Source organism: Campylobacter bilis (assembly GCF_016806695.1).
Taxonomy (GTDB): Bacteria; Campylobacterota; Campylobacteria; order Campylobacterales; family Campylobacteraceae; genus Campylobacter_D; species Campylobacter_D bilis.
The window spans coordinates 1-21,181 of the sequence record NZ_WUED01000002.1 but is presented as its reverse complement, the minus strand read 5'-3'; the positions used below and the strand labels follow the sequence as shown (position 1 = coordinate 21,181).

At 30.5% G+C, this 21,181-nt stretch carries 22 protein-coding genes and 2 tRNA genes; 10 read left to right on the top strand and 14 right to left on the bottom strand.

The window, feature by feature from the left end:
• Positions 1-35: 35 nt before the first annotated feature.
• The 6 genes from GRQ01_RS00950 to GRQ01_RS00925 all read right to left on the bottom strand — a co-directional run bounded on the left by GRQ01_RS00950 (position 36) and on the right by GRQ01_RS00925 (position 6,081).
• The gene (locus GRQ01_RS00950; RefSeq protein ID WP_158333986.1) at positions 36-1,229 is read right to left on the bottom strand and encodes a murein hydrolase activator EnvC family protein; all 1,194 of its coding nucleotides are present in this window, start codon (positions 1,227-1,229) and stop codon (positions 36-38) included.
• The gene (locus GRQ01_RS00945) at positions 1,226-2,032 is read right to left on the bottom strand and encodes an ABC transporter permease (RefSeq protein ID WP_158333985.1); all 807 of its coding nucleotides are present in this window, start codon (positions 2,030-2,032) and stop codon (positions 1,226-1,228) included. Before GRQ01_RS00945 ends, GRQ01_RS00950 begins: the two co-directional genes overlap by 4 nt.
• Positions 2,019-2,684, bottom strand: coding sequence for a cell division ATP-binding protein FtsE (locus GRQ01_RS00940; protein WP_158333984.1), 666 nt, complete (start codon positions 2,682-2,684; stop codon positions 2,019-2,021). Before GRQ01_RS00940 ends, GRQ01_RS00945 begins: the two co-directional genes overlap by 14 nt.
• A 67-nt stretch (positions 2,685-2,751) precedes the next feature.
• A complete protein-coding gene (gene trmB, locus GRQ01_RS00935) occupies positions 2,752-3,933 on the bottom strand; it encodes a tRNA (guanosine(46)-N7)-methyltransferase TrmB (protein ID WP_203121118.1) in 1,182 nt (393 codons plus the stop codon).
• Positions 3,933-5,168 carry a fibronectin type III domain-containing protein gene (locus tag GRQ01_RS00930; protein ID WP_158333983.1) on the bottom strand — a complete coding sequence of 412 codons (1,236 nt, stop codon included), beginning with the start codon at positions 5,166-5,168 and terminating at the stop codon, positions 3,933-3,935. Before GRQ01_RS00930 ends, trmB begins: the two co-directional genes overlap by 1 nt.
• Complete coding sequence (locus GRQ01_RS00925; RefSeq protein WP_158333982.1) at positions 5,113-6,081, bottom strand: RluA family pseudouridine synthase; 969 nt, start codon at positions 6,079-6,081, stop codon at positions 5,113-5,115. Before GRQ01_RS00925 ends, GRQ01_RS00930 begins: the two co-directional genes overlap by 56 nt.
• Positions 6,082-6,159: 78 nt before the next feature.
• On the opposite strand from GRQ01_RS00925, the gene GRQ01_RS00920 reads away from it, so the two are divergent.
• On the top strand, positions 6,160-7,260 hold the full coding sequence (locus GRQ01_RS00920; protein ID WP_158333981.1) for an FtsW/RodA/SpoVE family cell cycle protein: 1,101 nt from the start codon (positions 6,160-6,162) through the stop codon (positions 7,258-7,260).
• 51 nt (positions 7,261-7,311) lie between these two features.
• Positions 7,312-7,388: transfer RNA gene (locus tag GRQ01_RS00915), tRNA-Ile, on the top strand.
• Positions 7,389-7,532: 144 nt separating this feature from the next.
• Here the strand turns inward: GRQ01_RS00915 and GRQ01_RS00910 are convergent.
• Positions 7,533-7,608 (bottom strand) — tRNA-Phe (locus tag GRQ01_RS00910).
• Between the two features lie 134 nt (positions 7,609-7,742).
• Here GRQ01_RS00910 and GRQ01_RS00905 point away from each other — a divergent pair.
• Positions 7,743-9,086, top strand: a complete 1,344-nt coding sequence (locus tag GRQ01_RS00905; protein ID WP_158333980.1) for a TrkH family potassium uptake protein — start codon at positions 7,743-7,745, stop codon at positions 9,084-9,086.
• A gap of 15 nt (positions 9,087-9,101) precedes the next feature.
• The gene (locus tag GRQ01_RS00900; RefSeq protein WP_158333979.1) at positions 9,102-9,752 is read left to right on the top strand and encodes a potassium channel family protein; all 651 of its coding nucleotides are present in this window, start codon (positions 9,102-9,104) and stop codon (positions 9,750-9,752) included.
• Here the strand turns inward: GRQ01_RS00900 and GRQ01_RS00895 are convergent, their stop codons facing one another.
• From GRQ01_RS00895 to gltX, 3 genes are all read right to left on the bottom strand, one after another.
• Complete coding sequence (locus GRQ01_RS00895) at positions 9,753-10,424, bottom strand: MqnA/MqnD/SBP family protein (protein ID WP_158333978.1); 672 nt, start codon at positions 10,422-10,424, stop codon at positions 9,753-9,755. It lies immediately after the preceding gene.
• Between the two features lie 133 nt (positions 10,425-10,557).
• Complete coding sequence (locus GRQ01_RS00890) at positions 10,558-11,793, bottom strand: malic enzyme-like NAD(P)-binding protein (protein ID WP_158333977.1); 1,236 nt, start codon at positions 11,791-11,793, stop codon at positions 10,558-10,560.
• Between the two features lies 1 nt (position 11,794).
• Complete coding sequence (gltX, locus tag GRQ01_RS00885) at positions 11,795-13,186, bottom strand: glutamate--tRNA ligase (protein ID WP_158333976.1); 1,392 nt, start codon at positions 13,184-13,186, stop codon at positions 11,795-11,797.
• A gap of 64 nt (positions 13,187-13,250) precedes the next feature.
• On the opposite strand from gltX, the gene GRQ01_RS00880 reads away from it, so the two are divergent.
• Positions 13,251-14,066 (top strand): peptidylprolyl isomerase, encoded by an 816-nt coding sequence (locus tag GRQ01_RS00880; RefSeq protein WP_158333975.1) that lies wholly within the window; start codon positions 13,251-13,253, stop codon positions 14,064-14,066.
• 25 nt (positions 14,067-14,091) lie between these two features.
• Here the strand turns inward: GRQ01_RS00880 and GRQ01_RS00875 are convergent, their stop codons facing one another.
• Both GRQ01_RS00875 and accB read right to left on the bottom strand, forming a co-directional pair.
• Positions 14,092-15,423, bottom strand: a complete 1,332-nt coding sequence (locus tag GRQ01_RS00875; RefSeq protein WP_158333974.1) for an acetyl-CoA carboxylase biotin carboxylase subunit — start codon at positions 15,421-15,423, stop codon at positions 14,092-14,094.
• 1 nt (position 15,424) lies between these two features.
• Positions 15,425-15,874, bottom strand: a complete 450-nt coding sequence (gene accB, locus GRQ01_RS00870; protein ID WP_158333973.1) for an acetyl-CoA carboxylase biotin carboxyl carrier protein — start codon at positions 15,872-15,874, stop codon at positions 15,425-15,427.
• Positions 15,875-16,023: 149 nt separating this feature from the next.
• On the opposite strand from accB, the gene dcd reads away from it, so the two are divergent.
• Genes dcd through GRQ01_RS00850 form a run of 4 tightly spaced genes read left to right on the top strand, consistent with a single transcriptional unit; the run spans position 16,024 to position 20,082 of the window.
• On the top strand, positions 16,024-16,584 hold the full coding sequence (dcd, locus tag GRQ01_RS00865; RefSeq protein WP_158333972.1) for a dCTP deaminase: 561 nt from the start codon (positions 16,024-16,026) through the stop codon (positions 16,582-16,584).
• 54 nt (positions 16,585-16,638) lie between these two features.
• Complete coding sequence (gene pseB, locus GRQ01_RS00860; protein ID WP_158333971.1) at positions 16,639-17,643, top strand: UDP-N-acetylglucosamine 4,6-dehydratase (inverting); 1,005 nt, start codon at positions 16,639-16,641, stop codon at positions 17,641-17,643.
• Positions 17,643-18,773 carry a UDP-4-amino-4,6-dideoxy-N-acetyl-beta-L-altrosamine transaminase gene (gene pseC, locus GRQ01_RS00855; RefSeq protein ID WP_158333970.1) on the top strand — a complete coding sequence of 377 codons (1,131 nt, stop codon included), beginning with the start codon at positions 17,643-17,645 and terminating at the stop codon, positions 18,771-18,773. The genes pseB and pseC overlap by 1 nt, the downstream gene beginning before the upstream one ends.
• Positions 18,766-20,082: a DUF4910 domain-containing protein gene (locus GRQ01_RS00850; RefSeq protein ID WP_203121115.1), complete on the top strand. Its 1,317-nt coding sequence runs from the start codon at positions 18,766-18,768 to the stop codon at positions 20,080-20,082. The genes pseC and GRQ01_RS00850 overlap by 8 nt, the downstream gene beginning before the upstream one ends.
• A gap of 58 nt (positions 20,083-20,140) precedes the next feature.
• Here GRQ01_RS00850 and GRQ01_RS07735 read toward each other — a convergent pair whose 3' ends face one another.
• Both GRQ01_RS07735 and GRQ01_RS00845 read right to left on the bottom strand, forming a co-directional pair.
• Positions 20,141-20,272 carry a hypothetical protein gene (locus GRQ01_RS07735; RefSeq protein WP_265331896.1) on the bottom strand — a complete coding sequence of 44 codons (132 nt, stop codon included), beginning with the start codon at positions 20,270-20,272 and terminating at the stop codon, positions 20,141-20,143.
• A gap of 19 nt (positions 20,273-20,291) precedes the next feature.
• On the bottom strand, positions 20,292-20,813 hold the full coding sequence (locus GRQ01_RS00845; protein WP_193699204.1) for an AAC(3) family N-acetyltransferase: 522 nt from the start codon (positions 20,811-20,813) through the stop codon (positions 20,292-20,294).
• A 70-nt stretch (positions 20,814-20,883) separates the two neighbouring features.
• Between GRQ01_RS00845 and GRQ01_RS00840 the strand changes: the two genes are divergently transcribed.
• Positions 20,884-21,181: AMP-binding protein (locus GRQ01_RS00840; protein WP_158333968.1), on the top strand; the 298-nt coding region annotated here is incomplete at its 3' end.

Here is a 21,181-nt window from a genome sequence, read left to right as displayed (position 1 = left end):
ACTTCAAATTATATTTTAAATTGCATTAAATTTAGCTAATTTAAACTGATAAGCTCTAAAGGATTAATATGAAAATTTTTTTGAGTGACTTCAAAAGTAAGATCATTTTTTATTCTGCCCACTACAGCACCTTTTTTGATATTTTTTCCAACTTTAATATTAGGTGCAATCTTATTTAAATGTGCATATATAGTATGTATACCATTATCATGCTCTACAATAACAACGCGATCTAGCATGCTAGTATCTTTAGCAAAAACTATTTTTCCATCCAATACATTTTTCACAATTGCATCACTTTTGTTGCTTCTTAAAACCACATTTTCATTAAAAATTTTAATATTATAAATAGGATCAATATAATTTCCAAATTTTTGCTTTACGATAAAAGAATCCAAAGGTGCTATAGTCTTTTTTCCTGTATAACGTTTCACCGAACTTTCTTGATAACTTGAACCTAATTGTCTGATTGGTTGATTGTTTTTTGTGATTTTAACATCCTTTTTATCCAAATTTTTATTTTTTTCATCTCTGATAATTTTAAGTTGATTTAAAGTTTGTCTTAACTCTTCTTGTTGAGCTTGCAAATTATCAAGTTTTTTCATATATATAGCACGGTCGGTTTTTTGTTTATTAATTTCATTGAGTTGTTTTTGCTTTAACATTTGAAGTTTAGCCAATTGTGTATTATAGTTTTTAAGACTATCATTAATTTTTTTAATTTGAACTTGCTTATCATCAATAAGCCTACTTACCCCTTCATAATCCTTAGAAATCTTAAAAATTTCCTCATTTAAAACCTTATTTAAATTCTCTAAAATTTCAAAAGCCATAAAGCTTTCCTCACTTTCAATATAACCTTGAGGAATAGGTAAATCATAAACAAAATCTTTAGCCATTAATGCTACAAGCTTTCCTTCCATATTTGATTTACTCTTTAATAAATCTTTATTTTGACTAGCAAGGGTATTTAGTTCTTGATTTTGAGCTTTAACACTAGATTCGAGTTTTGAAGTTTGAAAATTCAAATTTTCAATTTGCAAACTTAAATCCTTCAAACTTTTTTCACCACTTAATATATCATTAGCTAGATCTTCAAGCTTCTTATTTAACTGTTCTTGTATGCGTTTATTTTCTTCTAAACTTTTGGTTTTTTCATTTATAGCATCGGCTAGACTTTGGTGTATAAATAAAAAAAAATAAGAAAAAATAAGAACGATTTTTCTCATTTTTTCACCCTAAACATAACTGAATTAACACATAATAGACAAATCAATAAAGTCACTAGAAAAATCAAACTTAAATGCAATACAAAATTAATAGGTGGAAGAACTATATCTAAAATTTTAAAATTTTCTTCAATAATATAAAGATCAAAAATTTGAGTAAAAAAAGCAAGCAAAATAACAAAAGCAATAAAACAATCCACAACGACTATTTTATAAAGCATAAAAGATCTAAACCAAAATGGCGCTCCAAACAAACACATAATTTCAATACGTTCAGTATGCTCATAAAGCCAAATTCTCATTTGTTTTAAGAATAAAATAAAAGCAAGCAAAATAATAATGCATAAAAATAACCAAAAGATCAATTTCACCAAAATAAGCAAAGAATATATTTTCTCATGGGTTTTAGAAAAGGTTTCAACCTTAGTAATACCTACGATATTAAGCAAATGACTTTTTATAGAATTTAATTCATTTTGATTGGGTAAAGTCTGCAGCTTTAAACTATAAAATTTTGGCAAAGAATCCTTTAAAACTTTTAAATTTTTTTCAGAAATATCATTTTTTAGACGTTCAATTAAATTTTTAGGATCTAAAGATTCAAGCTTGGAAAAAAAAGGTATTTTGCTTTTTAAAATATTTTGATCAAGTTCTATTTTACTCACAATTATAATATTATAATCCTTATTTGCAAGCTCTTCATAATGCTTTAATGTCGCATTAGTAATCAAAATAAACTCAAAAGCAAACATCATAAAAAGCAAAGGTAAAATCAAAGATAAATGTGTCTTAAAAAATTTCATTCATTGTTCCATTTTCTATATTAAAACGACGATAATCAACTCTTAAATTGCTAGGAATTCTATGAGTAACCACTACAACACATGTTCCTAATAATTCTCTAGCAGATTTTAAAAGAGTCCAAATAATATCAGAAGAATATTCATCTAAATTTCCTGTTGGTTCATCACAAAGCAAAAGCTTAGGATTATGTGCTAAAGCTCTTGCCATAGCAACACGTTGTTGTTCTCCACCGCTAAGTTGATTAGGCAACTTATCAGCTTTAAAAGTCAAATTTACATGCTTTAAAAGCTTAGCAGCCTGATTACGACACACCTTTTTACTATAGCCTTTTATCATCAAAGGAAGCATGACATTTTTTTCTACATTATATTCTTGCACAAGCTTATAATCTTGAAAAATAATCCCGATTTTTTGACGTAATTTTAAAAGCTCTAAATTTCCAATTTTTTTCAAAGAAGATCCGCACACCTCAAGCTTACCAGAAAGAGGTGCTAAATCCCCGTAAAAAGACTTCAAAAGTGTGCTTTTACCGCTTCCACTTTTACCTGTAATAAACACAAAATCATCATCTTTAAAAGCAAAACTTGCTCCTTTAATAACTAATTCATCATAACCTAAAGCAAGTTTAGTTGCTTGGATTAAATTAGGCATTCTGTTTCCTTAAGTTTCCTTTTTTATTTTTAAATTATGCTTTATTTTTACTTAATTTTTAAGAAAATTATGCATTATGAAAGCAAACTTTTATAATTTCTTTTAACTCATTTATTGCTTTAATATTTTCTTGAATTTTAAACGGTTCTTTAAACACAAAATTTATGGTATTGCTTAAATGCAAATAACAATGTTCAGGTTTATTAAAGGCTCCAAATGCAAGTTTTAAAAGCAAATTCTCACCTTGTTTATATAGGTTTTGAAAGTGTAAAAAAAAGTCTTCTTTTTTTATAGTTTTATTATAGAAATTTTGTTCTATTAAATTTAAATCCTTTTTAGAAAGTTCAATAGATGAAAAACCCCATTCTTCTGGTTGATAAACCTTATTTTCTTCATCAATATCCCATACCCAAAGATCGTATATATTTTTTTCTTGTCTTTTCCATCTATCCTCATATTTGCTTGAAATCTCTAAATTTTGATTTTTTTTAAGACTTAATTTTGGAGAAGGGAAAGTTAAAAACTCATTTAAAGCAAAATGAAAATATTCCAAACTATCTGTTCTAAGCTCAAAACGACCCGTATGGGTTAAAACCCTAGCACACTCTTTGCAAAATTCCTTACTTATAACCCGTCTGTGGGGTTTTTTCTCCCAAGGGACAGGAAAATGCAAAAAAATCCTTTCTACTGATTTTGATTTTAAAACGCTTAATAACAACCTAACATCACTTTGCATTAATAAAACATTGTTGATATTATGCACCTTAAGAAGCTTAGCAACCTGAGTTAAAGCAGGATTATAAATCTCAACACCCAAAATCAAAATATCAGGATTTTCCTTTGCTTGATAAAGCAAATGTCTCCCTGATCCAAAACCTATTTCTATATAAATTTTACCATGAAGTCTAGATAAAAGTTCATCAAAATCATTAACAATAAAAGGCGTTTTTTCAACCAAAGCATTATTTTGAAATTTAAAAGCTTCATTGATAATGCCTTCACAAAAATTTTCTTTAAAAATTTTTAAAGCTTTTTGCAAATAGTCTATTTTACAAGGCTTTGCATGTTTATCACCCTTAATGATAAAACCATGTGCCACTCTTTTAATCTGTAAAAAAAAGCTTTCTTCTTCAATCTTTGTATAAACAAGACTCACATTGTTATTTTGAGCAGACCAAAGAAAACCTAATCCATCTTGATAATAAGGCAAAGTTAATTCTTTGATCTTTTGAGTTTTAAAATTTGGCACTATTGGGCTGCCTTAACTTTACTTGAAGGCTTAGAACGAAGTCCAACTGCATCAATAGCAATAACCTCATAGCTATATTCTACCCCAGGCAAAGCTTTTATATCTTTTAATTGTTTTTCTTTAATGCCTTTAAAAACTATATTTTCTTTTCCACCATAACGCCTGATTTCATACTCTACTGCTCTAGTATCGTTATCACTCCATTCTAAATTAATCCCCTCGTTTGTAATTTGTGCTAAAACAATACTAGGAGATAAAGGATTATCCAAAGTCTTACCTTCTACCCCTTCTTTTGGCATAGGACTTTCAAGACCATCTTTATCTACCATAGTCACTTTATAATATTTGCTTTTACCAGTACCTTCTACTATATCTTCATAAGTATTTTTATCCGTCTTTGCTAAAACGCTATAAGGAAGAAAACTCGAACTAGTAGAATAAACCTTATAATAAGCAAAGTCTTTATACTCAGGAGCATCCCAAGTTAAAACAATTTTATTAAAACCATCTGCACTGGCATTTAAATGTACGATTTGAGGAGGCAAGGCTTTGCTTTTAGAACTTACTACTTGACTAGGTTCGCTTTTTACCCCATCAAAACTTACAGCAATAATCCTATAGCTAGAATTTTCATCATATTTTAAATCACTATCTATATATTCAGCATTTAAGCGATTTTTCACTTCTGCAATTTTTTTAAATTCTCTATCATTGCCTTTTGATCTTTCTATAATATAAGAATCAACTCTTAAATCAGGATGCGGACGCCAAATCAATTTAATACGATTGGGTAAATTAGTGATCGCTTGGATAAAAGGAATAGCTTCAAGTCTTGAAGTAGTACTTGCTTCTATAATCTTACCATCCTCAGAAATTTGACCTTGATCATTGAAACTTTTCATCATATAGTGGTATTTAGTAGCAGGCTGTAATTTTGTATCCACATAATGGGTTTGGTATTTATCTTTAATCACACCAACAAGTTTAAAATCAGGATTTTCATCACTTAAACGGTATAAATAAAACCCCTTAACATTTTCATGATATAAAGGATCCCATTCAAAAGCAATATTGCTCATATCACTAAGGGTTTTTAAATTTTCAATCTTTGGCAAACTTTCATTGACTGCAAACTTTTCATTTAAACCCGAAGAATTCATTTGTGATACACTACAAGCACTAAACAAAAGAGTTAAAAAACTCAAGCAAATACTTAAGTGAAATTTTTTCATCATTTTCTCCTAAATTGATTTGATTTAACATGATATTTTTAAAATCTTGCATTAAAGGCGCTTTAATAAAAAGTTGTTCTTTTGTTATAGGATGGATAAAATACAAAAAATAAGCATGCAACATTATCCTACAATCATACTTGCCTTTATATCCATATAAAGCATCACCCAAAATATGCCTATTTAAACTCGCTAAATGTGCTCTGATTTGATGCGTTCTTCCTGTAAAAAGCTTAGCTGCTATTAAAGCTAAAGCTTCAGTTTTTGCTATATTGATAAAGGCAGACTTTGCACTTTTACAAAATTTATTTTCTTTATCTATAGCTATTTTTTTAAGCGCATTAGAAGAAGAACGCATTAAAAATTTCTCCACTATAATTTTATCTTCTTTTAGTGGCAAATCAATTAACGCAAGATAAATTCTTCCCATACTTTTATCTACAAGCTGTTCACTAAGCCTTTGATGGGTAAAATTATTTTTGGCTATAAGTATGGCCCCGCTTGTATCTTTATCCAATCTATGCACAAGACCCGCTCTTGTTTGCCCTCCTAAATCAGATAAAGTGTATTTTTTCCCTATCAGCCAATCTACCAAAGTCGCATTTTTAACACTGCTTGCACCATGAACCACTAAATTTGAAGGTTTATTTAAAACAAGTAAATCTTCATCTTCATACAAAACATCAATCTCAAAATCAACCTCAAAACAAGGCTTTGCATCCTCACACAATGCTAAAACTCTAATAACAATCTCATCACCATTTTTAAGTTTAAATGAATTTTTATTTTCAATTGTGCCATTAATTTGCACACAATCTTTTTTAATCAGTAAAGCAATTTGATTACGACTTTGATTTAATTTCTTAGCCAAATACACATCAAGTCTTGAATTTTCATCTGCTAAAAAAGTTTGCATTTTTTCCTTACTAAGGTTTTAAAAATTTAAAATTTTAGTTTATAATTATAGCTTTATATTACCAATTGAAGGCAAATTTTGTTTACATTAGATAGAAGAATTTTAACCCATTTTGATTACATGCAACCCATTTTATTTTTACCCATCATTCTTGCTTCGTTTTTTCTAATCTTTGAAGCAAATCCATTTTTAGCAGAAAAACAGCTTGTTTACACATGTGTAGGGATGTTTGCTTTCATGATTTTTTTCTTTTTTCCTATAAGGAAATTCATTTGGATTATTCCTGTGGCTTATTGGATTAATATATTTTTGCTTTTAAGCGTTGATATTTTTGGGGTTGAAAAACTAGGGGCTAAAAGATGGCTTGAAATTCCTTTTACGCATTTTACAATGCAACCTTCTGAAATTTTTAAACCTAGCTTTATTTTAATGCTTGCTTATCTTATCTACCAAAACCCTCCTCCAAAAAATGGATATAAACTCAAACAATTCATAAAACTTAGCTTTTATATCATCTTACCTTTTTTACTAATTGCAAAAGAACCTGACTTAGGAAGTGCTATGGTTTTATTATTAGTAGGTTTTGGGGTTCTTTTTATCATGGGGGTTCATTATAAAATTTGGCTAAGCATTATTATTGCTATAAGCGTTAGCTCTCCTATAGTTTATGCCCATCTTTTAAAACCTTATCAAAAACAAAGAATTCATGATTTTATTTCTGAAAAACCAAGCTATCAAGTAGCACAATCTATGATAGCTATAGGCAATGGGGGTTTAACCGGCAAATCTCAAGATGAAGCGACTCAAACCCATTTTAAATTCTTACCCATTTCAACTAGTGACTTTATTTTTGCTTACATGATAGAAAGATTTGGATTTATTGGGGGCTTGACTTTAATTATATTTTATATTCTGCTGATTTTTCATCTGCTTAGTTTAAATTATAAACTTAAAGACGATTATTTTGCTAGAGTTGCTATCAATTGTGTTGCTTTGTTTATTTTCATTTATACTGCTGTTAATATTTCTATGACTATAGGCTTTGCACCTGTAGTTGGCATTCCCTTACCATTTTTTAGCTATGGAGGAAGTTCTTTTACTATTTTTATGATTTTTTTTGGAATTTTACAGCATTTAATCACTTTTAGATATTTTTGGAAAGATATTAAGGCTAAATAAAATATTTTTAAGTATTAATAAGATACAATTTTATCTTTTAACTTAATGAGAGGATTTATAGCTCAGTTGGTTAGAGCAACCGGCTCATAACCGGTTGGTCGCAGGTTCGAGTCCTGCTAAATCCACCATCTTTTTTCAAACTTGATAAAATTTCACAGTGTTTTCATAATAGAGTGCTTTTAAAACTAGCAAAATGGATTATCTTCAAGATACTTTGTTTGGGAAGCAAAAAATTAACTCATTAAAAAGAATAAGAAAGATAAAAAATTAAATGGTGGTTAGAGGCAGAATCGAACTGCCGACACGCAGATTTTCAGTCTGCTGCTCTACCGACTGAGCTATCCAACCAGCATTTAAAAAGTAAAAATATAATTGTATCTTTTTTTCTTTAATTTAAGTTTAAATATAAGAATAAAATTTTATTTCCCTTAAAGTTTTAATAAGATAGAATACCCTTTTAGATCAATACAAATGGGATTTTTTTGAAACAATTTGGACTAGATAGACGTACTTTTAAAATTTTACTTACTGGTTATATTATAATTGCTTTATTTGGTTCTTTATTATTATATTCAAACTGGGCACACACAAGCCCTATAAGTTTTTTAGACGCATTTTTCACAAGTACTTCTGCTGTAAGCATGACAGGCCTTATTGTAAAAAACACTGCTCTTGATTTTACTTTAGCCGGACAAATCATCATTTTAGCTTTAGTACAAATTGGCGGATTAGGATACATGGGCATAGGGCTTTTTGTTTACATACTCATACGCAAAAAAGTAGGCTTTAACGCAAGAAATTTACTCAAAGAATCCCTGCTTTATCCCTCTATGGATGGCTTATTTAAGTTTTTTAAAAAAGTCTTGCTTTTTATTTTCATTATAGAATTAATAGGTGCTATATTACTTACTATGCGCTTTGCTTTAGAAATGAATTTTGAAAAAGCCTTATGGTTTGGGATTTTTCATTCTATTAGTGCTTTTAATAATTCAGGATTTACCATTTTCGAACATGGATTTGCAGGATATAAACACGATATTGCGATCAATTTAATCATTACTTCTTTGATTATTATTGGAGGACTTGGTTATTTTGTTTTAGTAGAATTGTATTTTTTCCAAAGAAAAAAATTACAAAATTTAAGCATACACACCAAAATAGTCATCGTAGCAAATATTTTCCTTATCATTTCTTCAACACTTATTATTTTTGTTTTTGAATATTCTAATCCCAAAACCATAGGGCTTTTTTCATTTTTTGATAAAATTTTAAGCTCCTATTTTACAGCCATTAATTACCGTACTGCAGGGTTTAATACCCTAGATATAGGATATTTACATGATGCAAGCTTGTTTTTTGGATCTTTATTTATGGTAATTGGAGGTGCACCTGGAGGAACAGCTGGAGGCATGAAGATAACAACAGTAATGGTTTTATTACTCTATGCTTATTGGAGTATACGCGATGGAAGGGTGAGAATTTTTGGATATGAAATTTCAAGAGAAACCATATCAAAAGCTTTCATTATAGCTGTTGGATCAGCAGTTTATATAGTTATAGCTGTGATCTTGCTTTCTTTATTAGAATCAAAATTTGATTTTATAGCCTTACTCTTTGAAACCTCTTCAGCTTTTGCAACTGTAGGAATTTCAGTAGGAAATGGTGAGTCTTTGTCTTTGTGTGCTTTATTTAGCGAACCTAGTAAAATTATTATTATCATTATGATGTTAAGCGGAAGAATAGGTGTTTTTGCCTTTTTACTCTCGGTATTTAAACAAGATAAAGCAATGCACCTTAAATTCCCTGAAGGAAAAGTCAATTTATAAAAGAAGGTAAAAATCATGAAAAATTTAAATTACGGAATCATAGGACTTGGGAAATTTGGTTCGGTTGTAGCTGATGAACTCATTGCTGGAGGACACACTGTCATAGTAGCAGATAAAGATGAAGAAACCTTAAAAAATATACAAAATCCACCCAGTTATGCTTATATCTTAGATTCTACAAATATTTTAGCCTTAAAAGAAGCAGGGTTTCATGATGTTGAAGTAGTCATTGTCAGCATAGGAGAAAATGTCGAAAAATCCATCCTCACTCTCATGGCGCTTAAAGACATAGGGGTTAAAAATATCATTGCTAAAGCAACTTCAAATATCCATGGACAAATTCTTTCTAAATTAGGTGCTACAAAAGTCATTTATCCTGAAAAAGAAAGTGCTAAAAGACTTGTAAAAGAATTTTTAACCAAAGATGCTGATTATGAAGTCTTTGATCTTTCAGCAAACACCATACGTGCTATTAAAATCAATATAGATGAAAAATTAGCCGGAAATTCTTTAAAACACGTAGCACAAAATATGAAAGTCATTTCATATAAAAAATTAAACAGTGACTGGGAAATACTTCCTGATCTAGAAACTACAACAGTATATAGCGGGGATGTTGTCATATTGCTTGGAACAGTTAAAGAGCTTAAAGAATTTGAACATTAATCAAACAAGATTTAAAGCCTTGCAAGCTTTGATAAAACGTTTTAAAGCTAGTTTTTCCTTAGTAGAAATCTTATAGTAAATCACCTCATCTAAATAATATTTTATATCTTTTATATTTAGATTTCTTGTTTTAGCATAATTTTGAAGTATATAATGAGGGATTTTAATCTTTATTTTAAGAAAATTCTTAAACATTTTTTCATATAAAATTTTCTTTTGTGCACAAGAAAATCTCGCAAAAACAAAAGGCAAAGCTGTTTTTTCATGCCATTTTGCACACAAATCTACATAATTTAAAGGGTATTTTAAATAAAGCTTTAAAGCCTTATCGCCTATAATCACCCTGCCTTCTTGTTTTAAAATCTTAGCTAAAGCATTTGAAGTTGCAGAACTTGGATCTTGAGAAGTTAAGGTGTTTTTTTCTACTAAAACACTAAAAACCCTTTTATTAGCACAAATACCTAAATCTAAATTTTTATATTTTTTTCTAGCACTTTCTATACTTGAAATGATAGCAGCATCGATCCTTTTATAAAACAAATCCTTATTTAATTTACTAGGAACTCCCTTTTTATACTCCATACTTGCTTTATAACCATTAGGCAAGGGGTATTTTTTAAGGTAAATATGCAAAGGCAAAAGATTAATATAATCAATTTTTCCAAAAATCATAGCTATTAAAAAGTAGTAATACCTTCCTTAAATATTTAAATTTTAACATAAATAAAACTATTAGCTTTTAAACACCAAAAAGCTTTGTTTATTTATCTTATCTATGAAAAATAATTTTTATAAAAATTATTTTTCATTTTAAACTTTCAAAATAAGCCTGTTTATCAAAATTCTTAATCTTGGCAACCTTGTCTTTTACAGCAGCTGCTGCTACAGCTGTGCTTACAACTGCTTTTACCCTTTCATCAAAAGGCTTTGGTATGACATATTCTTTTCCAAATTCTAAAGTGCTTAAATTATAAGCTTTTTTAACCCCATCACTAACAGGCAATTTAGCCAAAGCCGCCAAAGCTTCAGCAGCAGCTATTTTCATATTTTCAGTAATTTTGCTTGCTCTTACATCCAAAGCCCCACGAAAAATAAAAGGAAAACCTAAAACATTATTAATTTGATTTGGATAATCACTTCTTCCTGTTCCTACAATAGCATCTTTTCTAAGACTATTTACTTCCTCAGGCATCACTTCAGGAATTGGATTTGCTAAAGCAAAGATTACAGGATTTTTTGCCATACTTAAAATCATTTCATCATCAAAAATTTTAGGCGCACTAAGCCCTAAAAAAACATCAGCACCCCTAAGAGCTTCTTTTAAAGTTTTTTCTTTAGAATCTACAGCAAATTCAAGCTTTTGAGAGGTTAAATCTTGTCTTTGTTTAGAAACCACACCCTTACTATCAACTAAAATAATATTTTCTACGCCTAAATTTCTATACATCTTTGCACTTGCAATACCCGCAGCACCAGCACCACTTACAACCACTTTAATGTTTTTAAATTTTTTACCACTAATTTCCATAGCATTAATAAGTCCTGCAGTTGAAATTATAGCCGTTCCATGCTGATCATCATGCATCACAGGAATCCCAAGATCTTGCAAAGCTGCTTCAATATCAAAACATTTAGGTGCTGCAATATCTTCTAAATTTATCCCACCCACAGTTGGTGCTAAAGCCCTGCAAAAAGCTACAATCTCCTCCACACTATGGACATTTATTTCTATATCATAAGCATTTACATTAGCGAATTTTTTAAACAAACAAGCTTTACCTTCCATAACAGGTTTTGACGCTTGTGCACCTATATTTCCAAGCCCTAAAACCGCCGAACCATCGCTTACAACAGCCACTAAATTGGCTTTATTAGTATAAGTATAAGCTAAATCTTCATCTTTAACAATTTCAAGACATGGCTGTGCAACCCCAGGACTATAAGCTAATGATAAATCATGACTTGTATTCATTGCCTTACTTGGTATAACATCAATCTTTCCACCCAAATGATATTTTAAAGCTTCTTCTTTCCAATCCATTTTATTTTCTCCTACAATTTAAAAAATTCTCTATCCTGTTTTTACATTCTTGCACACCTAAAAACTCTAATACTTCAAAAATACTAGGACTAACGCTATTACCTGTTAAAGCTATACGCATAGCTTGTGCTAAATCTTTTAATTTTGCTTGTCTTTTATCTAAAAATTCATTGGTAAACTCTTCAAAATCTTTACTTGTTTTTTGATTTTCAAGAGTATTGGCAAAAACACAAAGTAATTCTAGATTATCTTCATTGATGAATTTTTTAACCGCATTTTCATCATAATTTTTTGGTGCATTTATTATATTTTTTGCACCCTCTATAATATCATGCAAAGTCTTAGCACGTTCTCTTAATAAATCTAGTAAAAAACCTGCTTTTTCATAAACAGACAAATCAAAACCTAACGCTTTAAGCTGGCGATTAATTTCTTCAAAAGGCAAAGTTTTAATATAATGTGCATTAAGCCATTGAAGTTTTTTAAAATTATAGCAAGAAGCACTTTTATTGATATGATAAGGTTCAAAAAGCCTTTTAAGCTCTTCTAAAGAAAAAATTTCATCATCACCATGACTCCAACCCAAACGCACAAGAAAATTCAATAAAGCCTGAGGCAAAATTCCCATTTGTTTATATTCCATAACATCAGTAGCTCCATGTCTTTTTGAAAGCTTTTTGCCATCTTCGCCATGTATCATAGCCACATGAAAAAAATGAGGAATTTTAAAACCCAATGCCTCATAAAGTACGATTTGCTTAGGAGTATTAGAAAGATGATCATCCCCTCTAATGATATGGCTTACTTGCATTAAAGCATCATCAACCACAACAGTAAAATTATAAGTAGGAGTGCCATCACTTCTAGCTATGATAAAATCATCTAAAATATCTTCAACTTTAAATTTTACCTCACCCTTTACCCCATCTGTAAAAGCAATTTCACCTTTTTGAGGGGCTTTAATACGCACAACAGGCTTTATATTTTGAGGTATAACACCCTTAAAATCCCTATATCTGCCATCATACCTTGGACGCTGTTTTAATGCTTCTTGTTGCGCACGCATTTGATCAAGTTCTTCTTTACTCATATAGCAATAATAAGCCTTGCCTTCATCCAAAAGTTTTTTTATATATTGTCTATAAATATCAAAACGTTCAGATTGGTAAGTGACTTCTCCATCATATTCTAAACCACACCATTTAAAAGCTTCTATGATAGCTTCGGTGGCTTCTTTAGAATTCCTTTGTAAATCTGTATCTTCAATACGAAGCAAAAAATCACCCCTATTTTTTCTCGCATATAAATAATTATAAAAAGCTGTTCTAAGTCCCCCTATATGCAAGTACCCCGTCGGACTTGGAGCAAAACGCGTTATAAGTTTTTCGTGCATTTTTTGCCTTTTCTTAAATTTTTATTGATATAATGCGATATTTATACTTAAATAAAGGTTTGAAATGAAAAAAATTTTATTGAGTTTTGCATTTTTTGCAAGTTTAGCCAGTGCAAATACTATCAATGCTATAGCTGTAGTTGTAGATAAAGAACCTATCACGACTTATGATATACAACAAACCATGAAAACACTCCAAGTTGATAAAAATAAAGCCTTAAAGATACTTATTGATGAAAAAATGGAAAGTTCTCAAATGAAACAATTAGGCGTTGTTGTAAATGATTTAGAACTTGATGAAGCTATTAATAAAATGTTAATGCAAAATAAAACCACTTTAAACGCTTTTAAAAACGATTTAAAATCTAAAAACAAAAGTTATGAACAATTTCGTGCAAATTTCAAAAAAGATTTAGAAAAAAGAAAGCTTTATGATAAAATCGCAAACATGTTTAAAACTGATTTTAGTGATGATGGATCAAAAAAATTTTTCGAACAAAACAAAGATAAATTCACTTTTTACACACAAATTGATGTTAGCATTTATAAGGCTAATAATGCACAAACCTTAGAAAATATCAAAAATACAAAAAAAACATTGATCAAAGCACAAAAAGCTTCTTTAAATATCAATAATACCGATCCAAGACTCTTAGGACTTTTATCCCAAATTCCTAATGGGGATTTTTCTCCTGTTTTAAATGCAAAAAAAGGCTATGAACTCTATGAAGTTCAAAATAAAAATGGGGGGCAAATTCCTGATTTTGAACAGATCAAAAATGAAGTTTTAAATGCCTACATTAATGAACAAAGACAAAATTTTATACAAGATTATTTTGACAAACTTCGTTCCAAAATCAACATAGAATATTTAAGATAAAAGTATTTCCCTTTAAAAAGGGAAATTAATGTCTTGCAAGATAATTAGTATCGTAATTATTATTGATAAAATCAGGGTTTTCCATCATGGAAAGATGAAATTCTTTAGTAGTTTTAATCCCACTTACAATCAACTCATCCAAAGCCACTTTCATTTTAGCAATGGCTTTATCGCGATCTTGCGCCCAAACCACAAGCTTTCCTATCATAGAATCATAATAAGGCGGCACACTATAATCTTGATAACAATGGCTTTCCATTCTGACATTACGTCCTGCTGGAGGGATGTATTTAGTAATTTTACCTGGGCTTGGCAAAAAGGTTTTAGGATCTTCAGCTGTAATCCTACATTCTATAGAATGCCCATGAAGTTTGATACTCTCTTGAGGAGGTAAAGCACCACCTTCTGCAACTTTTATCATTTCTTCTATAATATCAATACCACTTACCATTTCACTCACACAGTGTTCAACTTGTAAGCGTGTATTCATTTCGATAAAATAAAAATCTAAATTCCTATCCACCAAAAACTCAAAAGTTCCCGCACCCTCATAACCTATAGCCTTAGCAGCCTTAATAGCTGTTTCATGAAGCCTTGTGCGGGTTTTTTCATCAAGTAAAATTGCAGGAGATTCTTCAATAAGTTTTTGATGACGCCTTTGCATAGAACAATCTCTTTCACCTACATGAATCACATTACCAAAACTATCGCCTATAATTTGCACTTCAATATGACGTGGATTTTGGATATATTTTTCCATGTATATGGTCCCATCACCAAAAGCTGTCATAGCCTCACTTTCAGCAGACCAATACGCTTTGTCAAGGTCTTTTTCACTTTCTACCACGCGCATACCACGACCTCCACCACCTGCAGCAGCCTTTAAAATCACAGGATAGCCGATTTCTTTGGCTAATTTCTTTGCCGCTTCAGCCCCTGCTAAGGCCCCATCACTTCCTGGAATCACAGGTACACCTGCTCTTTGCATAACCTGTTTGGCTTTGGATTTATCACTCATTAAATTCATAGCTTCAACACAAGGGCCAATAAATTTAATATTATGTTTTGCACAAATTTCAACGAAATTTTGATTTTCGCTTAAAAAGCCATAACCTGGAAAAATAGCATCCGCTTCTGCAATTTCAGCTGCAGTAATAATGGCTGGGATATTTAAATAGCTTTCAGAACTTCTTGCCTTGCCTATACAAATACTCGCATCAGCATATTTAAGATAAAGCGCATCTTTATCCGCTTCAGAATACACACAAATCGCTTTTTTACCCATTTCTTTGATGGTTCTTAGGGCACGAAGTGCAATTTCTCCACGATTAGCAATCAATATGCTTTTAAGTTTCATTTTATAATTTCTCCACAGAAAATAAAGGCATTCCAAATTCCACAGGTTGACCATCAGCTACTAAAACTTCAGCGATCCTACAATCAAATTCTGCTTCAATTTCATTCATAATCTTCATCGCTTCAATAATTGCAATAACATCTCCTTTTTTCACAGTGCTACCTACTTTTACAAAAGGAGTTGCTCCTGGACTTGGCGCTTGATAAAAAGTTCCAACCATAGGGCTGTTTATACACGGTTTATTAGCTTTTGTATTTTGACTAGGTTGAGCTTCATTAACTACGCTTACATTAATAGGCTGTGGTGCTGGAGGACAAACGGGCGCTGAAACATCACAACACATATCCCTTTCAAGTTCTATTTCAAAACCATCTTGTTCTTTGATTTTGATTTTACTGATATTTGCTTCAGCAAAAAGATTTACCAACTCTTTAATTTCTTCTTTTGTCATAAAATTCTCCTACAAAATTTAAGAACTTAATCTTGTATTATATAAAAAAACTTGGAATTTAAGTTTAAAAAATCAAAAAATCACAAACAATATAGAATTTTAGGTTATAATTCAAAAATAAAATCATTCCTAAAATATTAAGGTTAAAAATGGGTTTAAAAGCAGATAATTGGATAAGAAAAATGGCTTTAGAACACGAAATGATAAAACCATTTTGTGAAGCCAATATAGGCAAAGGTGTTGTAAGCTATGGGCTTTCAAGCTATGGCTATGATATACGCGTAGGGCGTGAGTTTAAAATTTTTACCAATGTCAATTCTACAGTCATAGATCCTAAAAATTTTGTGGAAGAAAATGTAGTGGATTTTGAGGGAGATGTTTGTATAGTGCCTGCGAATTCTTTTGCTTTAGCTAGAACTATAGAATATTTTAAAATGCCTGATGATGTTTTAGCTATTTGTCTTGGCAAAAGTACCTATGCAAGATGTGGAATTATAGTAAATATAACCCCTTTTGAACCTGGTTTTGAAGGACATATTACCATAGAAATTTCAAATACTACACCTTTACCTGCAAAAATTTACGCCAATGAAGGCATAGCACAAGTGCTGTTTTTCCAAGGTGATGAAAAATGCGATACAACCTATAAAGATAAAAAAGGCAAATATCAAGCTCAAACAGGTATTACCTTACCAAGGATTTTAAAGTAGGAATACTTATTGCTTGAACTTAAGATAAAGATAAATTTCGCAAAGGAAGGCATCATGTTTAATGGAAAAAATATCTTAATCACAGGTGGTACAGGATCTTTTGGAAAAACTTATACCAAAGTATTATTGCAAAACTACAAACCCAACAAAATCATCATCTATTCTCGCGATGAACTTAAACAATTTGAAATGGCAAGCGTTTTTAATGATACTTGCATGCGTTATTTTATCGGGGATGTAAGGGATAAAGAACGCTTAAGCACAGCTATGCGTGATGTGGACTTTGTCATACATGCTGCTGCAATGAAGCATGTACCCATTGCTGAATACAACCCTATGGAATGTATAAAAACTAATATCCATGGTGCACAAAATGTTATTGATGCTTGCTTTGAAAATGGGGTTAAAAAATGCATTGCACTTAGCACAGACAAAGCATGCAATCCCATCAATTTATATGGGGCTACCAAACTTGCAAGCGATAAGCTTTTTGTCGCTGCAAACAATATAGCAGGCAATAAACAAACACGCTTTAGTGTTACAAGATATGGAAATGTTGTAGGTTCAAGAGGATCGGTGGTACCTTTTTTTAAAAAACTCATTAGCCAAGGAGTAAAAGAACTCCCTATTACAGATGCTAGGATGACGCGTTTTTGGATTTCTCTTGAAAATGGGGTTAAATTTGTACTGAGTAATTTCAAAAAAATGCATGGGGGAGAAATTTTTATCCCAAAAATTCCTTCAATGAAAATCACTGATTTAGCCCACGCCCTAGCCCCTAATCTCACACAAAAAATCATAGGTATAAGAGCAGGAGAGAAACTACATGAGATTATGATTTCAAGTGATGATAGCCATTTAACTTATGAATTTGAAAATTATTATGCTATTAGCCCTAGTATTAAATTTGTAGGCAAGGATAATGATTTTAGTATCAATGCTTTAGGTGAAAAAGGACAAAAAGTAAAAGATGGTTTTTCTTATAGCTCAGATAACAACCCCCAATGGGCAAGCCAAAAAGAACTCTTAGATATTATCAATCATACAGAGGGTTTTTAATGCTTAGTTATTCTCATCAAAATATCGATCAAAGTGACATTGATACACTTGTAAAAGCCCTAAAAGAAGACATTTTAACAGGGGGTAAAAAAGTCGATGAATTTGAACAAGAACTTTGCAAATATATAGGGGTAAAATACGCTTGTGTATTAAACTCAGCAACTGCAGCCCTTCATCTTGCTTATACTATTTTAAATGTAAAAGAAAAAACCATATTAACCACCCCTTTAACCTTTGCAGCTACAGCTAATGCAGCTTTAATCGCAGGAGCTAAAATCGAATTCATTGATATCAAACACGATGGCAATATCGATGAAAAAAAACTAATGCAAAGACTGCAAAAAGACAATTCTAATATAGGAGCTATTAGTGTGGTGGATTTTGGAGGAAATAGCGTTGAAATGGATGAAATTTCAAGTCTTGCTAAAAGTTATAATATTCCTTTAATTGATGATGCAAGTCATGCTTTAGGTTCAGAATATAAAGGTGAAAAAGTAGGCAAAAAAGCAGATCTTTCAATCTTTTCTTTCCATCCTGTAAAGCCTATTACGACCTTTGAAGGCGGAGCTATTATAAGCGATAATGAAGAACTTATAGCCAAAGCAAAACTTTTAAGAAGTCATGGTATAGTCAAAAAAAGACTTTGGAATAGCGACATGGTAGAACTTGGTTATAACTATCGCTTAAGTGATGTTAGCTGTGCTTTAGGAATCAATCAACTTAAAAAACTAGATAAAAATCTTGCCAAACGCGAAGAAATAGCTCAGTTTTATGATAAAGAATTTGAAAAAAATCCTTATTTTTCCACTATAAAAATCAAAGATTATAAAAAAAGTTCAAGGCACTTATATCCTATTTTATTATTTCATGAATTTTATTGCCAAAAAGAAGAACTTTTTCAAAGCCTCATTGATAAAGGCATAGGTGTGCAAGTGCATTATAAGCCTATTTATGAGTTTAGTTTTTATAAAAAACTTTTAGGCAATATAAGACTTGAAAATGCGGATAATTTTTACAAGGCTGAACTTAGCATACCTTGTCATCAACAAATGCATTTAAAAGATGCCCAATTTGTAAAAGACACTTTATTAAGTACACTTGAAAAACTTAAAAAGAGTTATTGTGGATAAATTAGATTTTCAAAGTAAGGATTTTAAAAAAACAAGCAAGACTATGTATGAGCTTGTTAAAAAGCTTTTTCCTATTTCTAGAAGCATCACAGGAAAAGGCTTTAAAGACAGTTTAGAAATTTTAAGCGAAACACTTGGAAACAATATAATCCAAATGCATTCAATTAAAAGTGGTACCAAAATTTTTGACTGGGTGGTCCCTGATGAGTGGCATATAAATGATGCTTTTATTATCACTCCTAATGGAAAGAAAATTTGTGACTTTAAAAAGCATAACTTACATATCTTAAATTATAGCAAAGCTGTCAATAAAGAAATTAACCTTAAAGAACTTCAAAAACACCTTTACTCTATAGAAGAAATGCCTGATGCCATACCTTATGTTACAAGTTATTATAAAAGGCGTTGGGGATTTTGCATTACACATAATGAAAGAAAAAAACTCAAAGAAGGAAAATATAAGGTTTTTATCGATGCTAAACATGATAAAAAAGGGGTTTTAAACTATGCAGACTTCATTATCCCAAGTACACAAAAAACAAAAGATGAAATTTTAATCTCTACTTATCTTTGCCATCCCTCTATGGCAAATAACGAACTTAGCGGACCAGTTGTAGCAATTTTTCTAGCTAAATGGCTTTTAACTCTAAAAGAAAGAAAATATAACTACCGTTTCGTCATTATCCCTGAAACTATAGGATCTATAATTTATCTTAGTAAACACTTAACGCACCTACAAAAACATGTCAAAGCCGGTTTTGTGCTTTCGTGTTTAGGTGATGATAAAGCTTATTCACTCATCCAAACCCCACAAGAAAACACTTTAAGCGATAAGGTAGCTTTACACACACTTAAGAACAAGGAAAATTTCAAAAATTTCAGCTTTTTGTATCGTGGAAGCGATGAAAGGCAATACAATGCCCCTCTTGCTAATTTGGGTGTTGTAGGCATATGTCGTACTAAGTACCATACCTACAAAGAATATCATACTTCTAAAGATGATTTAAATTTAGTTTGCCCCAAAGGTTTAATGGGTGGACTTAAAGCCATGCAAGAAATAATTTTAAACCTAGAAATTAATGCTATTTATAAAAATACTATTATTGGTGAACCTAATCTTGGTAAAAGAGGACTCTACCATACTCTTAGCACAGCTAATGATATTCCTTTAGCTTGCAATTTCCTAGCTTATTGCGATGGTAAAAATGATATTATAGACATAGCCAATATTTTAAATATACAAGCTTATGAGTTAAAAGAACTATTGGAAAAAACTTTAGAATATAATCTTTTAAACATAACTCATTAAATTTTGAGCATTGTTTTCTTTAATATCCCTAGCAATTACCTTATATGCTTTTGATAGATCAATTTTTTTTAATATAAAGATTTTCAAATTTTCTTAATTCCATAACATCTTCTTCTATGAAAAGATTTTCTAAGCCATTAATATCAGTTAAAACCCCATCTTTACGTACAAACATATCATAAGTTTTCATTTGCATATGCCTCATTTCATCAATGATATAATGCTTTAAAACTCTTATTAAAACAATAATCAACTTTCAAACATTCTTCAACATAGTGTACAAAAGTAAAAGAGTCTTGTAAAGGCAAATCCACAATAATCATTTTTGCATTATTCTTATGCATTAAAGCAAAAGGAGAATTATTATCAAATGCTCCCTTATTTTCAAGTGCAATTAATTGACTTTGTAGCTTACCAACAACAGCAAATGAATAAATAGGGTGCTTTGTCCTTCTAAAATCATTTCTTTTAAGAGCTATATTACCTAAAACTCCAGTTTGAGATTTAGAATTTAAAATATCACATGTCAATCCTTTGCAAAAATCCCAATTAAAAGTATGTATAGCCAAAGTGTCTTTTTTAGCACATCTTTCTACGAATAAATCTAATAACTGTTCTAAAATTTGTTTTTGTGCTTTTCTTTCTTTTTGCAATAAATGTATTAAATTTCCTGTAAACAATATAAAATCATCTTCAAATATTTCCAAAACATTTAAAAATTTTTTCAACATTTTCATTAAACCTTAAAATATATTTTTTTATAATTGTATAATAGAAGTAATTATAAGGGTCTTAGTCCTAATGATAACCCACATTTATGATTTTTTACAAAAAAGCGTGGATAAATATCCAAATAAAAAATTATTTGTTGAATTTAATGGAAAATATATTAGCTATAAAAAATTCCATTCTATGAGTGAAAAACTTGCCAGCGAAATCTTAAGGCAATTAGCTTGCGAACATACCACACAACTTCCTATTTTAATTATTTTACCTAAAAGTATTGATTGTTTGATTTCTTTTTTTGGAGTGGCTTTAAGTGGAAATTTCTACACCATACTTGATGAAAAAACTCCCAAAGAAAGAATAAAAAAAGTTA